Consider the following 14,881-nt stretch of genomic DNA (forward strand, 5'->3'; position numbering starts at 1 on the left):
CAGACATTATGGCAATTTCATCGCGGATCACACTTCTCGGCGCACTGGCGCTGTGGGCATTTCAGGCGCAGGCGGTGGACGTCACCGTCGCGTATCAGACTTCCGCTGAGCCGGCGAAAGTCGCGCAGGCGGATAACACCTTCGCCAAAGCGAGCGGGGCGAACGTCGACTGGCGCAAGTTCGACAGCGGCGCGGCGATTGTGCGGGCGTTAGCCTCGGGCGACGTGCAGATTGGCAACCTGGGCTCCAGCCCGCTGGCGGTGGCCGCCAGCCAGCAGGTGCCGATTGAAGTTTTCCTGCTGGCGTCGCAGCTCGGAAATTCCGAAGCGCTGGTGGTAAAGAAAAGCATCACGAAACCCGAAGATTTGATCGGCAAACGCATCGCGGTGCCGTTTATCTCCACCACGCATTACAGCCTGCTGGCAGCGCTGAAACACTGGGGCATTAAGCCCGGCCAGGTGCAGATCATCAACCTGCAACCTCCGGCCATTATTGCCGCCTGGCAGCGTGGCGACATCGACGGAGCATACGTCTGGGCGCCCGCCGTCAACGAACTGGAAAAAGAGGGCACCGTGCTGACCGACTCCGAAAAAGTGGGGCAGTGGGGCGCGCCAACCCTTGATGTCTGGGTGGTACGTAAGGACTTTGCCGAGAAACACCCTGAAGTGGTGAAAGCCTTCGCCAAAAGCGCCATCGACGCACAACAGCCATACATCAGCAACCCGGATGAATGGCTGAAACAGCCCACCAACCTGGAGAAACTCTCACGTCTGAGCGGCGTGCCGGAAGCTGACGTGCCGGGGCTGGTAAAAGGCAACACCTATCTGACGCCTGCTCAGCAGGTCCAGCAGCTGAACGGGCCGGTAAGCAAAGCGATTGTTGACACTGCGACGTTCCTGAAAGAGCAGGGCAAAGTGCCTGCGGTGGCGGCGGATTACAGCCAGTTCGTGACCGATCGCTTTGTGAAATAAGGGGGCTGCAATGCTGAACATTACAAACCTGTCTGCCGATTACGGCGGCAAACCCGCCCTGGAAGCGATCAACCTGACGCTGGACAGCGGTGAACTGCTGGTGGTGCTGGGACCGTCCGGCTGCGGGAAAACGACGCTGCTGAACCTGATCGCCGGGTTTGTACCGTATCAGCACGGCTCGATCCAACTGGAAGGGAAACGGGTCACGGGGCCGGGCGCAGAGCGCGGCGTGGTTTTCCAGAACGAAGGGTTACTCCCGTGGCGAAACGTTCAGGAAAACGTTGCGTTTGGTCTGCAACTGGCCGGTGTAGCGCGTGAACAGCGCCTGAATACGGCGCGCGATATGCTGAAAAAGGTCGGGCTGGAGGGGGCTGAAAAACGCTTTATCTGGCAGCTTTCAGGCGGGCAGCGTCAGCGCGTCGGGATCGCCCGTGCGCTGGCGGCTAACCCACAGCTGCTGTTGCTGGACGAACCTTTCGGGGCGCTGGACGCCTTCACCCGCGAGCAGATGCAAACCCTGCTGCTGCGCCTGTGGCACGAAACCGGCAAGCAGGTGCTGTTAATCACCCACGATATCGAAGAGGCCGTGTTTATGGCGACGGAGCTGGTGCTGCTCTCACCGGGGCCGGGACGCGTGCTGGAGCGCCTGCCGCTTGAGTTTGCCCGGCGCTATGTGGCGGGAGAACCGGTACGCAGCATCAAATCCGATCCGCTGTTTATTGAACAGCGTGAATACGTCTTAAGCCGCGTGTTTGAGCAACGGGAGGCGTTCTCATGAGCATTGTTTTCAGTGAAAAAACGCGGCGGACGCGCCTTGCCTTACGCTGGCCGTTCTCTCGCCAGCTCACTTTAAGCGTCAGCACGCTGGTGGTGTTGCTGGCGGTATGGTGGGCGGTTGCCGCGCAGCAGTGGGTCAGCCCGCTGTTTCTGCCCCCGCCAGGCCAGGTTCTGGAAAAACTGATTACTATCGCCGGGCCGGAGGGCTTTATGGATGCCACGCTCTGGCAGCATTTAGGTGCCAGTCTGACGCGTATTCTGGTGGCGCTGCTGGCGGCGGTCATTATTGGCGTTCCGGTGGGGATCGCGATGGGACTGAGCCCGACGGTACGCGGCATTCTCGACCCGCTGATAGAGCTTTACCGTCCCGTCCCGCCGCTGGCTTACTTGCCCCTGATGGTGATCTGGTTTGGTATCGGGGAGACGTCAAAGATCTTACTGATATACCTGGCGATTTTTGCGCCGGTCGCGATGTCGGCTCTGGCTGGCGTAAAGAGTGCGCAGCAGGTACGCATACGTGCGGCGCAGTCGCTCGGCGCCAGCCGCGCGCAGGTCCTGCTGTTCGTCATTTTACCGGGCGCGCTGCCGGAGATATTGACCGGGCTGCGCATCGGCCTTGGGGTGGGCTGGTCTACGCTGGTGGCGGCAGAGCTGATAGCCGCCACACGCGGCCTTGGGTTTATGGTGCAGTCGGCGGGAGAGTTCCTGGCGACTGATGTGGTACTGGCAGGGATCGCAGTGATCGCCGCGATCGCCTTTGGATTAGAACTGGGACTGCGCGCGCTACAGCGTCGCCTGACGCCCTGGCATGGAGAAATACAATGAGTGAACGTCTGACGATTATCCCGTTGGGGCCGTACATTGGCGCGCAAGTGTCGGGCCTGGACGTAACCCGTCCGCTGAGCGATAACCAGTTTGAGCAGCTGTACCACGCGGTGCTGCGTCATCAGGTGGTGTTCCTGCGTGAACAGGCCATTACCCCGCATCAGCAGCGCGCGCTGGCCCTGCGTTTTGGCGACCTGCATATCCACCCCGTCTATCCGCATGCGGAAGGGGTGGAGGAGATTATCGTCCTCGACACCCACAACGATAACCCGCCGGATAACGATAACTGGCATACCGATGTGACCTTTATCGACACACCGCCAGCCGGGGCGATTCTTGCGGCGAAGCTGTTGCCTGAGACGGGGGGCGATACGCTGTGGGCCAGCGGGATCGCAGCGTTTGAGGCGCTCTCCGCGCCGCTCCAGACCCTACTGAGCGGCCTGCGGGCGGAGCATGACTTCAAAAAATCATTCCAGGAATATAAGTACCGTAAAACGGAAGAGGAGCACCAGCGCTGGCTGGATGCGGTCGAAAAACATCCCCCGCTGCTGCACCCGGTGGTGCGTACGCATCCGGTGACCGGAAAGCAGGCGCTGTTTGTGAATGAAGGGTTTACCACGCGTATCGTGGACGTAGCGGAGAAAGAGAGTGAGGCGCTGCTCGGCTTCTTGTTCGCGCATATCACCAAACCGGAGTTTCAGGTGCGCTGGCGCTGGCAGGAGAACGATCTGGCGATCTGGGATAACCGCGTCACGCAGCATTACGCCAATGCGGATTATCTGCCGCAGCGAAGGATTATGCAGCGGGCGACGATTTTGGGGGATAAGCCGTTCTACCGTGCGGTTTGAGCCCCTCACCCTAACCCTCTCCCCAAAGGGGCGAGGGGACTGACCGGTGCGGTTTTCACCCTCTCCCTTTTAGGGAGAGGGCAGGGGGGAGGGTATTAAGTGCGCCTCTATATACCGCTGATAGCGGTTCGCCTTCAGATAACACAAATCCACCAGCACCAGCCCGTCGATACAGTTATTGAACGCCGGATCGCTGCCGAAATCGACAAACTGCACGCCGCCGGGTTCGCATAGCTCGGAATACTGTTTGTAGAGCGGCGGGATGCCGCAGCCCAGGTTGCCGAGCAGGGATTTGAGCTTTGTCAGGTCATCCACGTAATCCACCCCGCCAAATTGCGCCAGCACGTCTGGCAGGGATGCGGGATAGGGCTGGCGCGAGGCGGCTAGAGGATGCGTCGCCGGGAACCACAAGCGGTAAAAGGCGACCAGCAGATCCCGCGCGGCAGGCGGTAACCCCCCGGAGATGGAGACCGGGCCAAACAGGTAACGGTAATGAGGATAGCGTGCCAGATAGGCGCCAATACCTGACCACAGATAGTCCAGACCGCGACGCCCCCAGTAGCGCGGCTGTATAAAGCTACGCCCCAGCTCAATGCCGTGCTCCAGTATGTCCTGCATTTTTTCGTCGTAGTGGAACAGGCTGTAGCTGTACAACCCCTCGACGCCGCGCTTTTCCACCTGCATGGCCGTTGGCATAAAGCGGTACGCGCCGACAATCTCCAGGTCATCGTCATCCCACAAAATGAGGTGCAGATAGTCATCATCGTAGCTGTCCGTATCCCGCCGCTTCCCGCTGCCTTCCTCCACGGCACGAAAGGCAATCTCGCGCAGCCGCCCCAGCTCGCGCAGCAGAGGCGCCTCTTCCTGCCCGTTGCGCTGCCAAAGATAGATGGCCTTACCATCGCTCGTTTTTCCCAGACACTCGGCCTGCGCCAGTTCGCGCTTCAGCGTGGCCCTGTCTTCCGGGCGGGCAATGGCGCACTGGGTTTTAAAGACGCCAGGCAATCCCTTGCCAAGACGTATCACGTGCTGACGACACTGCTCGGCCATCTCACGCGATGAAAGGGTAGAACTAAACCGGTCATTCCAGGCAATCTGCTGGCCGATTTTGATCGGCAACTGACTGTGACGGCGGCGAAACATCTGTTGCATCAACAGCAGCATGGATACCGTTGGCGAGACCAGGGTACTGGCATAAAACAGCAGGCTGTTGTGCGCCTGGATATGTACCGGAAGTAGCGGCACCCGTAATTTGCCAGCCAGCTTGATAAAGCCCGGATGCCATTTTTTATCGCGTATGCCTTTGCGCGTTGGGCGGGAAACTTCGCCCGCCGGAAAGAAGATCAGCACACCGGCGTTTTGCAGGTGCTGCTCCATCTGTATCAGCGAAGCTTTTGCGGTTCTGCCGCCCATATTATCCACGGGAATAAACAATGAACTGAGGGGCTCAAGGTGGGACAGCATCCTGTTGGTAACAACCCTGACGTCGCGGCGCACGCGGGAAACGGCGTACAGCAACGCCAGCCCATCCAGCGTGCCAGTGGGGTGGTTCGCTATCACAATGAGTGGGCCGTGTTCGGGGATTTGTTCGAGATCGCGGGCGGAAACGGAGCAGTGAATATCAAGGTGTTCCAGAACCTGATCCACCATATCCAGCCCTTTCAGGTGACGGTGGCTGGCAGCAAACTGCTGAAATTCGTCTTCGTGAAGCAGTCTTTTTAACAGACTTTTTTGCCAGGGTGCGGGCCTCGCCTGAGGCCAAAGGTCATCAAGAACGCTGTCGAGACTAAACATTGATCACTCCTCCTGCCGTCTTGCCCAGACAGTAGAAGGAGGAGATGTCGTTTGTATTGCAGTTTGGTGAAGATTAGCGCAGAGAGCAGGCCGGGTAAGGCGAAGTCGCCACCCGGCGCTAAAGCGGATTAACGCAGAATTTTCTTCTCGGCCAGATCCAGCGCGAAATAGCTGAAGATCAGATCCGCGCCCGCACGTTTGATCGCCCCCAGGCTTTCGAGGATCACTTTCTCTTCGTCGATGGCACCCGCCTGCGCGGCGAATTTGATCATCGCGTACTCACCGCTTACCTGGTATGCGCCCAGCGGCAGTTCGGTGCGTTCGCGAATGTCGCGCAGGATATCCAGGTACGCGCCAGCCGGTTTCACCATCAGGCAGTCAGCGCCCTGGGCTTCATCAAGCAGAGATTCACGAATCGCTTCGCGGCGGTTCAGCGGGTTCATCTGATAGGTTTTACGATCGCCTTTCAGCGCCGTGCCCGCTGCTTCACGGAACGGACCGTAGAAAGAGGAGGCGAATTTGGTGGAGTAGGACATGATGGCGGTGTCGGTGAAGCCCGCGGCATCCAGCGCATGGCGAATCGCCTGTACCTGCCCATCCATTGCCGCAGAAGGCGCAATGAAATCCGCACCCGCGGCGGCGGCAACCACCGCCTGCTTGCCCAGATTCAGCAGGGTCGCATCGTTGTCCACGCCGTGATCGCACAGCACACCACAGTGGCCATGAGAGGTGTATTCGCAGAAGCAGGTATCGGACATGACGATCATCTCCGGCACACTCTCTTTGCAGATGCGCGACATGCGTGCCACGAGGCCGTCTTCTTTCCAGGCATCGCTGCCGGTCGCGTCAGTGTGGTGGGAGATACCGAACGTCATCACCGAGCGGATGCCCGCATTCGCAATGCGTTCGATCTCGCGGGCCAGATGCTTTTCAGGAATGCGCATCACGCCCGGCATCGCGTCGATGGCTTTGTAGTCATCGATCTCTTCTTCAACAAAAATCGGCAACACCAGATCGTTTAAGGTCAGTGTTGTCTCTTCAAACATGGCGCGCAGTGCGAGTGACTTGCGCAGGCGACGGGGACGTGCAATTAAATCGGTCATGGTATGCCTGATGTTTGTGGAACAAAGAGGTATAGTGTACCTGAAAGCAGGGAGCGGTGTTTTACTAAAGTTGTCTTTTAGATTTTCGAAATCGACTAATATACGCTGCATGTATTTAGTCTATATTATAAATCTTATTCTGATGTTCAGCGTGGCGTGTAATATTGGTGAGGCTTCTATATTGGTTTGGGATTATAAATATAAATGATTAATTGCTTTTTATTATATGTGTCGAAGCAACTAAAGTAGTTTGCAATCAGTTGAATTTATAATATTTATTCATAATGATTGATATTGCCGTGGGTTTATAAGCTTATTTGTCTGAATACGGACTTAATGGAATCATTCATTGAACCTTTTCGAAGTGAAACTGCATAATTCCTTCCGCAATTTAATGTTGCTAAATGATTTGATGGACAAACTTGCTTACGTCCCTGAGGAGGGATGACCCAATGCAAACATGGAAAAAGAAACTGGTTGTATCACAACTTGCATTAGCCTGCACACTGGCTATCGCTTCTCAGGCCAATGCGAAAGATATATCCGGCACGACATATAATACTTTTGGATATGACAATACTGCGTCCACGCCCTGGTATTATGGTTATGCTGACTGGAATTATTCAGATGCCACACATGATGGTGACATTTATCCGGTCGTCAATAAATCAACCGTAAACGGAGTTATTTCGACATACTATCTGGATGATGGTGTCAATGGCCGTGCGAACGCGTTGAGTATTTCTAACAGCACCATTAATGGCATGATCACCTCAGAGTGTATGACCACGACGTGTGCAGATGGCGTAGATACTGACGGCACCGCTCATACCCAGTATGATCGTTTTAGCCTGACCGTTGATAACTCCACCATCAACGATACCTACGAGCATTACGCGTATGATGTCGTCAATGGCGAAACCACTGAAACGCATTATCTGGACACCTATGATCTGGGTAACGCCATCACGCTGGACGTTGAATCTGATATCGTTATTCAGAACAATTCCCACGTTGCGGGTATCACGCTGACGCAGGGTTACCAGGATCTGGATAACACGCCATACGACGGTGTTGAAGGCGTTGCTAACAGCAGCAATGTCTTTACCGATACGCTGGTGGTGAAAGACTCTGTGCTGACCTCCGGTGCGTACAGCGATCTGGGTACCAGCGGCTTCTACGGTCAAACGGCGAAGCCGAGCGACTACGGTGAAACCAACGCCACGGCTGCGGATGATGCGGCGCTGATCGTTGTGGCTGGCGCGTCTGATAACGCTATGCAGACCACCGCTACCTTCGATCACTCTACCATTACCGGCGACATCCTTTTCTCCAGCACCTTTGATAACAACTTCTACGAGAATGGCGATCCGGCAACGGATACCACCGATGACGGCATCTATAACCCAACTACCAACGGCTGGGATGATACCGACAAGCTGGATGTCACGCTGACCAACGGCAGTAAATGGGTGGGTGCCGCGCAGTCCAGCGTTGAGGCCATCGGCACGGCGCAGATGTATGGTGAAGGCTACAGCAATGTAGACTGGCATGCACTTTCTCCAAACAGCATCTGGCCTGATTCTACCTTTGATAGCAACGGTCACGTTGCAGGTGAAGAGGTTTATCAGAGCGGCCTGTTCAACGTGGCGCTGGATAACGGTTCCGAGTGGGATACCCGTAAGATCTCCAACATCGACGCGCTGACGGTGAACAACCAGTCTCAGGTCAATGTTGAAAACTCCGGCCTGCTGGCGGATTCCATCACCCTGACCAATGCGTCTAGCCTGAACATCGGCGACAACGGCGCGGTAGCAACCGATAGCCTGTATCTGGATAGCTACAGCCGTGCGGCACTGACTGAAGAGACAGCTGAGCTGTATGCCAACACCATTACCGTGGACAACGGTGCAGAGCTGGCGCTGGGTCTGGGTCAGGTTGATACGCACAATATGGTGCTGACCGATGGCGGTGTACTCAACGTTGCCAGCCGCGATTATGTGCTGAACAGCGACCTGAACAACGCACGGTATATCACCAACGATCGCAATAAAGCGGACTACGACTATGGTGTTGTCGCGCTGAACTCTGACGGTCATCTGGCGGTGAACGGTGACGTTGCCGGTAACTATAAAGTGCGCATCGACGATGCGACCGGCGCAGGCTCCGTAGCTGACTACAAAAACAAAGAGATCATTCGCGTCTATGACAATAACGCGGATACCGCTGCGAGCTTTACTGCGGCAAATAAAGCTGATTTAGGTGCATACACCTATCAGGCGCAGCAGAAGGGCGACACCGTTGTTCTCCAGCAGGAAGAGCTGACTGACTACGCCAACATGGCGCTGAGCATTCCTTCTGCTAATACCAACATCTGGAATCTGCAACAGGATACCGTGGGTACCCGTCTGACCAACAGCCGTCATGGCCTGGCAGATAACGGCGGCGCATGGGTGAGCTATTTCGGCGGCAACTTTGACGCGGATAATGGCACCGTTAGCTACGATCAGGACGTAAGCGGCATTATGGTAGGTCTGGATACTCAGATCGACGGTAATAACGCGAAGTGGATTGTCGGTGGTGCGGCTGGTTTCGCGAAGGGTGATATCAGCGATCGTACGGGTCAGGTCGATCAGGACAGCCAGACTGCGATGATCTACGCGTCGGCGAAGTTCATGAACGATATCTTCCTCGACAGCTCACTGAGTTACACCCGCTTCAACAACGACCTCTCTGCCACCATGAGCAATGGTCAGTATGTTGACGGTAATACCACGACTGACGCCGTTGGTTTCGGGATGAAACTGGGCTATGACTGGAAACCAAACCTGTCTGGCTACGTCACGCCTTACGCGGCGATTTCTGGCCTGTTCCAGTCCGGTGATGACTACCAGTTAAGCAACGACATGCGTATCGATGGTCAGTCTTACGACAGTATGCGTTATGAAGTCGGCGTGGATGCAGGTTATACCTTCAACTACGGCGGCGAGCAGGCATTAACGCCTTACTTCAAACTGGCTTACGTGTATGACGATGCTGACAACAATGCTGATATCAACAACGACAGCATTGATAACGGCGTAGAAGGCTCTGCGGTTCGCGTGGGACTGGGTACTCAGTTCAGCTTCACGAAAAACTTCAGTGCTTACACTGATGCGACTTATCTGGGCGGCGGCGACGTTGACCAGAACTGGGGAGCAAACCTGGGTGTGAAATATACCTGGTAAGAAAAAAACGCGGGGGATTTTGCCCCCGCTTTTTTATGTGCTTTAAAAATAATAAAGAACCGACAGATACAGATGACTTGAGGTATGCATGAACGTTAATGCGAAACCACTTTCTGAATTAAGCCGGCTCATTAAGTGTCTGGAAATCGCCGGTACCCCATTTAAGACCGAACCACAACAATTAATAACTACCGGCAATAATGATGATGAACCATTGACCGTTGTCATACAATCCGGTCTGACTGCCGTCCACCGTAAATCAGACGAATTACTTATGGGTATTGCGCGGGCACCGTATATCCACGGTTTAAGCGCATGGATAAATGACAACTATCTTGAATATTCTCTGATTGCACAAACACCTTGTACCGGATTTTATTTGCCTGCCTCTACTGCATGCGAACTTATTCAAGAAGCGCATGTTTGGCAAGAAGCTTTCTGCTGGCTGTCATGGCTAAACCATTTACTGGGAAAACGTGATATACAGCTGATTGGAAATAATTCCTATAGCCAAATTCGGGCGATGCTGTTGAATATGGCCGAGTGGGATGACGCGCTACGTTCAAAAATTGGTGTTATGAATCATATTCAGCGTAGCACGCGTATTTCTCGTTCGGTCGTTGCGGAGGTTCTGGCGGCGCTGCGTCAGGGGAACTACATCAATATGAGCCGGGGCAAACTGGTCAGTATCAACCGTTTGCCCACGGACTATTGAGATCAGTTAGAGGCCGTAAGCACCTGCGATTTATTGGCGCTCAGCTCGGCCACCAGATTATTTACGCCATCACTCATATTCACGAAGCGTGTATTTGGCGACCGGGTGACCACCACAAAAGCACCTACGTTTGATTGCGGAATCATCGCCATATAGGTGATGAATCCGCCACCTCCACCGGTTTTTTGAATAATCCCCGGTCGGCCATCTTTTGGCGCCATATACACCCAGCCCATGCCGAGGGCATCGGCTTTACCGGGTACATCCATGCCAATGACGCGACGTAACTGAGCACGCTGGTAGATGAGCGTCTGCATGCGGTCGGCCTGATTGCTGCGCGCGTAAAAATCCGATGAGAGGAACTGTTGCATCCAGCGCATCATGTCGCCAGGCGTAGAGTAAACTCCACCGCTGCCAATGGCGGCCAGCGTGTTATTGCACGGGCTGGCCCCTTTTTCCGCCACCATCAGACGCTTGCACTGGTCCGGGGAGGGGGTGTAAGTGGTATCTTTCATCCCGAGCGGACGCGTGATCTGCTCTTCAAACAGTTGAGGGTAGGGCTTACCCGAGGCCGTCGCTAAAGCGTCGGCCAGCAGATCAAACGCCAGGTTAGAATAGCCAGCCTGCGAGCCCGGGGCCGATTTCAGGGTTGCTGTGCTCAGGTAGTTCCAGCGTTGCTCACGGGTTGGCCAGACAAAGACAGGGCGATGCGCAGCGCCACCGGGCTGTTCTCGCGGCAGGGCGCTGGTATGGGTCGCCAGATTCACCAGTCTGATCGGCGTTCCCTGATATGTCGGAACGCGAGCGCCGGGCGGCGCATATTTGCTGAGCGGATCGTCGAGTTTCACCACGCCCTGATCGAGCAGTTTCACCAGCATTTCGCTGGTCATCAGCTTGGTTATCGACGCGACACGGATAACGGAATCCAGCTGCGGACGAACGTTATTTCCCGGTCGTGTTTCACCGAAGCTGCGAAACACCCGCTGGTTACCGTCGATCACGACCAGCGCCATTCCCGTCGCACCGCTGCCGTAATAAATAAGGTTCGCGTAGCGATCGGCAATGTCAGAGGCCAGAACCGGGGCCGTCAGAGGCTGTGCTGCCTGGGCGGTGGACAGGCTCACCGCACACAGCGCGGCGATAGAGAGCAGACAACGTTTCAACGAAAAGCATCCATCAAGTGAATAAGGAAAGTTACGGGTAGTTATACTACTAATCGGCGTCGGGCAATGGCCCGATTTGCATAACGATAGCGAGAAAAACGTAACCGTGGGTAAATTTGAACAATTTACTTACAGCGTGGCTCCCATTTTGTGACATCGACCGTATGATAGACGCTACGATCGCTGTTGCGAATGAAACGCACCGAAACAATTCTTGAAAACTGGGAAGCGAACTAATAATTCACCCGCAGGTCTCACTTTTTTGCCTGAGCCGGGAGGCTGGTACAGGCAAGGTTTCGTGTGGCGATATGTTGAACACAGCAACAGCCATAACAACAAGAAGGAAGCACAATGTTTAAGTCTTTTTTCCCAAAGCCGGGGCCCTTTTTCCTGTCGGCATTTATTTGGGCACTGCTGGCTGTCATTTTCTGGCAGGCCGGTGGCGGCGCGTGGCTGACCCGTCTTACGGGGGCAACGGGCGATATTCCCATTAGCGCAGCGCGCTTCTGGTCCATGAGCTATCTGCTTTTCTACGCTTATTACGTGCTCTGCGTAGGGCTTTTTGCCATGTTCTGGTTTGTCTATTCTCCTCACCGCTGGCAATACTGGTCGATTCTCGGCACGTCGTTAATCATCTTTGTCACCTGGTTCCTGGTTGAGGTGGGCGTAGCGGTCAACGCCTGGTATGCGCCGTTTTACGATCTGATCCAGACGGCGCTGAGTTCGCCGCATAAAGTGACCATTAACCAGTTCTACCATGAGGTGGGGATCTTCCTCGGCATCGCCCTCATCGCCGTGGTGATCGGCGTGATGAATAACTTTTTCGTCAGCCACTATGTGTTCCGCTGGCGTACCGCGATGAACGAACACTATATGGCGCACTGGCAGCACCTGCGACATATCGAAGGTGCCGCACAGCGTGTGCAGGAAGACACCATGCGTTTTGCCTCTACTCTGGAAGATATGGGCGTGAGCTTTATCAACGCCATCATGACGCTGATCGCCTTCCTGCCGGTGCTGGTGACGCTCTCGTCGCACGTTCCGGAGCTGCCGATTGTCGGCCATCTGCCCTACGGCCTGGTGATTGCCGCGATTGTCTGGTCGCTGATGGGAACGGGGCTGCTGGCGGTGGTAGGGATCAAGTTGCCGGGGCTGGAGTTTAAAAACCAGCGCGTGGAAGCGGCCTACCGTAAAGAGCTGGTGTATGGTGAAGACGATGCCAACCGTGCGTCACCGCCTACCGTGCGTGAGCTGTTTGGCGCCGTACGTCGTAACTACTTCCGCCTCTATTTCCATTACATGTATTTCAATATCGCGCGCATTCTTTATCTTCAGGTTGATAACGTTTTCGGGTTGTTCCTGCTGTTCCCGTCCATCGTTGCGGGTACGATTACGCTCGGTCTGATGACCCAAATCACCAACGTCTTTGGTCAGGTTCGCGGTTCGTTCCAGTATCTGATTAGCTCCTGGACTACGCTTGTGGAGCTGATGTCCATCTACAAACGTTTACGCAGTTTCGAGCGTGAGCTGGACGATAAGGACGTGCAGGAAGTCACCCATACATTAGGTTAAAAAGGAATTGCTATGCCATTTGCCGTACCACGTGCATTACCTCTGACGTTACTCGCCGCTTTCGTGCTGGCGGGCTGTGCCGAAAAAGGGGCTGCCCCGCTCAAAGAAGGGGAGAAGCCTGTGGATGTGGCGAGCGTGGTGCGGCAGAAGATGCCCGCCAGCGTGAAGGATCGCAGTGAGTGGGCTGATGCGCTGGCAACGACCTTCAAAAGCCAGAAGATCGCGCCTACCGAAGAGAATATCTGCTCGGTGCTCGCGGTGGCGCAGCAGGAATCGATGTATCAGTCAGATCCTGTTGTGCCTGGCCTGAACAAAATCGCCTGGAAAGAGATCGACCGCCGGGCCGAATCGATGCATATCCCGGTTTTCCTGGTACATACCGCCCTTAAAATCACCTCGCCAAACGGTAAAAGCTATAGCGAACGGCTGGATACGGTGAAAACCGAGAAGCAGCTTAGCGCCATTTTCGATGATTTCATCAATATGGTGCCGATGGGGCAGAGGCTGTTTGGATCGCTGAATCCGGTGCATACCGGCGGTCCGATGCAGGTGAGTATCGCATTTGCGGAAAAGCATACCGACGGCTATCCGTGGGATATCGATGGTACGGTGCGTCAGGAGGTCTTCTCCCTGCGCGGTGGGCTGTGGTTTGGGACGTATCACCTGCTGAATTATCGGGCCAACTACGATAAACCGCTGTATCGCTTTGCCGACTTTAATGCGGGCTGGTATGCCAGCCGAAATGCAGCCTTCCAGAATGCGGTAAGCCGCGCCAGCGGTGTGAAGCTCGCTTTGGATGGCGATCTCATTGCATACGGCAGCAGTGAGGCTGGGACCACCGAACGTGCGGTGCGAAAACTCTCGACGAAGCTGGAGATGAGCAACAACGACATTCGCCGACAGCTGGAGAAGGGCGACAGCCTGGCGTTTGAGAAAACGGATCTCTATAAGCAGGTCTTTGCGCTGGCCGAGAAGAAAAGTGGAAAGGCATTACCCAGAGCCATTCTGCCAGGGATTCAACTGGAAAGCCCGAAGATCACGCGTAACCTGACGACCGCCTGGTTCGCGAAACGCGTGGACGATCGTCGGGCACGCTGTATGGGACTGTAATCAGTGGCGATTGCGCCAGCGCAGGACGAGGGCAATCACGCCCAGAACCATGCTGCCCGCGAGGAAGGGAATGAGTCCAAATACGGTGCTCACGCCTAAACCGATTTCAACGCGTGGGCGGCCTGTATCCTGCACCTGCATCAGATGCTCATACACGCCAGGAGCATGCACCAGCATATTCAGCAGTTGGGTTCCTGCCCAGAAACAAAACAGAACAAACAGGGCATAGGCAATATTCCCCGCCGTGGAGGTTTTTGGTTGTTTTCCGCCAAAAATCGGTTTCGACAATGTAAAGTCTGCCATAAGACCTCCCGAAAATATCACTCTGTTTTAATACGCGTCGTACAGGGTGAGTGTGACAGGTCATAGCATTTGTCAATATCAGAATCGTGGGAAATTCGGTTCAGGATTTCTCCTGGATTGTCGAATTCTGCATCACGTCACAAATTGATAACATAAGTGAAACTGCGCTGCTTTTCAGAATTTACGTATCCGCCACAGACGCCTTTATCAAACTGTGAGAGGATAGTTTTTTTTCTGCCGGAGTTGTCATGAAGCTCACTTCCAAACTACGCCGTGACTGGCATTACTACGCCTTTGCGATCGGGCTGATCTTTATTCTCAACGGTGTTGTCGGGCTGCTGGGATTTGAAGCGAAAGGCTGGCAAACCTATGCGGTTGGGCTGGTGACCTGGATAATCAGTTTCTGGCTGGCGGGATTCATTATCCGCCGTCGCCCCGATGAGACGACGACGGCAGAGAAAACCGACTAACCG

The 14,881-nt window shown here is 55.0% G+C and carries 13 protein-coding genes; 9 read left to right on the top strand and 4 right to left on the bottom strand.

Translation table 11 applies throughout. From position 1 onward, the window contains the following. The first annotated feature begins 8 nt into the window (after positions 1–8). From tauA to tauD, 4 genes are read left to right on the top strand one after another with little or no spacing between them, the layout of a single operon-like run. The gene (gene tauA / locus SK47_RS04140) at positions 9–971 is read left to right on the top strand and encodes a taurine ABC transporter substrate-binding protein (RefSeq protein WP_003863172.1); all 963 of its coding nucleotides are present in this window, start codon (positions 9–11) and stop codon (positions 969–971) included. A gap of 10 nt (positions 972–981) precedes the next feature. Continuing rightward, complete coding sequence (tauB, locus tag SK47_RS04145; protein ID WP_003863171.1) at positions 982–1,749, top strand: taurine ABC transporter ATP-binding subunit; 768 nt, start codon at positions 982–984, stop codon at positions 1,747–1,749. Further along, positions 1,746–2,573, top strand: a complete 828-nt coding sequence (gene tauC, locus SK47_RS04150) for a taurine ABC transporter permease TauC (protein ID WP_032608620.1) — start codon at positions 1,746–1,748, stop codon at positions 2,571–2,573. Before tauB ends, tauC begins: the two co-directional genes overlap by 4 nt. Then, positions 2,570–3,421 carry a taurine dioxygenase gene (gene tauD / locus SK47_RS04155; protein WP_003863169.1) on the top strand — a complete coding sequence of 284 codons (852 nt, stop codon included), beginning with the start codon at positions 2,570–2,572 and terminating at the stop codon, positions 3,419–3,421. The genes tauC and tauD overlap by 4 nt, the downstream gene beginning before the upstream one ends. Before the next feature lie 69 nt (positions 3,422–3,490). Here the strand turns inward: tauD and SK47_RS04160 are convergent, their stop codons facing one another. Then, a complete protein-coding gene (locus SK47_RS04160; protein ID WP_023324213.1) occupies positions 3,491–5,215 on the bottom strand; it encodes a bifunctional ornithine lipid synthase OlsF in 1,725 nt (574 codons plus the stop codon). Between the two features lie 128 nt (positions 5,216–5,343). Next, positions 5,344–6,318: a porphobilinogen synthase gene (hemB, locus tag SK47_RS04165; protein WP_045332047.1), complete on the bottom strand. Its 975-nt coding sequence runs from the start codon at positions 6,316–6,318 to the stop codon at positions 5,344–5,346. Between the two features lie 452 nt (positions 6,319–6,770). On the opposite strand from hemB, the gene SK47_RS04175 reads away from it, so the two are divergent. Together SK47_RS04175 and SK47_RS04180 are read left to right on the top strand one after the other, a co-directional pair. Next, positions 6,771–9,545, top strand: a complete 2,775-nt coding sequence (locus SK47_RS04175) for an autotransporter outer membrane beta-barrel domain-containing protein (protein WP_032608624.1) — start codon at positions 6,771–6,773, stop codon at positions 9,543–9,545. An 88-nt stretch (positions 9,546–9,633) separates the two neighbouring features. Beyond that, the gene (locus SK47_RS04180) at positions 9,634–10,260 is read left to right on the top strand and encodes a helix-turn-helix domain-containing protein (protein WP_003859165.1); all 627 of its coding nucleotides are present in this window, start codon (positions 9,634–9,636) and stop codon (positions 10,258–10,260) included. Between the two features lie 2 nt (positions 10,261–10,262). Here SK47_RS04180 and ampH read toward each other — a convergent pair whose 3' ends face one another. Beyond that, positions 10,263–11,423: a D-alanyl-D-alanine-carboxypeptidase/endopeptidase AmpH gene (gene ampH / locus SK47_RS04185; protein WP_048243531.1), complete on the bottom strand. Its 1,161-nt coding sequence runs from the start codon at positions 11,421–11,423 to the stop codon at positions 10,263–10,265. A 351-nt stretch (positions 11,424–11,774) separates the two neighbouring features. Here ampH and sbmA point away from each other — a divergent pair, with 351 nt between their 5' ends. Together sbmA and SK47_RS04195 are read left to right on the top strand one after the other, a co-directional pair. Beyond that, positions 11,775–12,995, top strand: coding sequence for a peptide antibiotic transporter SbmA (gene sbmA, locus SK47_RS04190; protein ID WP_003859162.1), 1,221 nt, complete (start codon positions 11,775–11,777; stop codon positions 12,993–12,995). Between the two features lie 12 nt (positions 12,996–13,007). Further along, the gene (locus tag SK47_RS04195; protein ID WP_045347332.1) at positions 13,008–14,105 is read left to right on the top strand and encodes a DUF1615 domain-containing protein; all 1,098 of its coding nucleotides are present in this window, start codon (positions 13,008–13,010) and stop codon (positions 14,103–14,105) included. Here the strand turns inward: SK47_RS04195 and SK47_RS04200 are convergent, their stop codons facing one another. Then, positions 14,106–14,408: a DUF2755 family protein gene (locus SK47_RS04200; RefSeq protein ID WP_003859159.1), complete on the bottom strand. Its 303-nt coding sequence runs from the start codon at positions 14,406–14,408 to the stop codon at positions 14,106–14,108. A gap of 248 nt (positions 14,409–14,656) precedes the next feature. On the opposite strand from SK47_RS04200, the gene SK47_RS04205 reads away from it, so the two are divergent. Beyond that, a complete protein-coding gene (locus SK47_RS04205) occupies positions 14,657–14,878 on the top strand; it encodes a DUF2754 domain-containing protein (RefSeq protein ID WP_045344168.1) in 222 nt (73 codons plus the stop codon). The last annotated feature ends 3 nt before the right edge of the window (positions 14,879–14,881 follow it).

It is taken from the genome of Enterobacter sp. BWH52 (assembly GCF_001037565.1).
Taxonomy (GTDB): Bacteria; Pseudomonadota; Gammaproteobacteria; order Enterobacterales; family Enterobacteriaceae; genus Enterobacter; species Enterobacter hormaechei_C.

What these genes read in the sequence shown, in the direction of transcription:
- tauA (WP_003863172.1), top strand. Translation starts at nt 9, where the DNA reads ATGGCAATTTCATCGCGGATCACACTTCTCGGCGCACTGGCGCTGTGG.
- tauB (WP_003863171.1), top strand. Translation starts at nt 982, where the DNA reads ATGCTGAACATTACAAACCTGTCTGCCGATTACGGCGGCAAACCCGCC.
- tauC (WP_032608620.1), top strand. Translation starts at nt 1,746, where the DNA reads ATGAGCATTGTTTTCAGTGAAAAAACGCGGCGGACGCGCCTTGCCTTA.
- tauD (WP_003863169.1), top strand. Translation starts at nt 2,570, where the DNA reads ATGAGTGAACGTCTGACGATTATCCCGTTGGGGCCGTACATTGGCGCG.
- SK47_RS04160 (WP_023324213.1), bottom strand. Translation starts at nt 5,215, where the DNA reads ATGTTTAGTCTCGACAGCGTTCTTGATGACCTTTGGCCTCAGGCGAGG.
- hemB (WP_045332047.1), bottom strand. Translation starts at nt 6,318, where the DNA reads ATGACCGATTTAATTGCACGTCCCCGTCGCCTGCGCAAGTCACTCGCA.
- SK47_RS04175 (WP_032608624.1), top strand. Translation starts at nt 6,771, where the DNA reads ATGCAAACATGGAAAAAGAAACTGGTTGTATCACAACTTGCATTAGCC.
- SK47_RS04180 (WP_003859165.1), top strand. Translation starts at nt 9,634, where the DNA reads ATGAACGTTAATGCGAAACCACTTTCTGAATTAAGCCGGCTCATTAAG.
- sbmA (WP_003859162.1), top strand. Translation starts at nt 11,775, where the DNA reads ATGTTTAAGTCTTTTTTCCCAAAGCCGGGGCCCTTTTTCCTGTCGGCA.
- SK47_RS04195 (WP_045347332.1), top strand. Translation starts at nt 13,008, where the DNA reads ATGCCATTTGCCGTACCACGTGCATTACCTCTGACGTTACTCGCCGCT.
- SK47_RS04200 (WP_003859159.1), bottom strand. Translation starts at nt 14,408, where the DNA reads ATGGCAGACTTTACATTGTCGAAACCGATTTTTGGCGGAAAACAACCA.
- SK47_RS04205 (WP_045344168.1), top strand. Translation starts at nt 14,657, where the DNA reads ATGAAGCTCACTTCCAAACTACGCCGTGACTGGCATTACTACGCCTTT.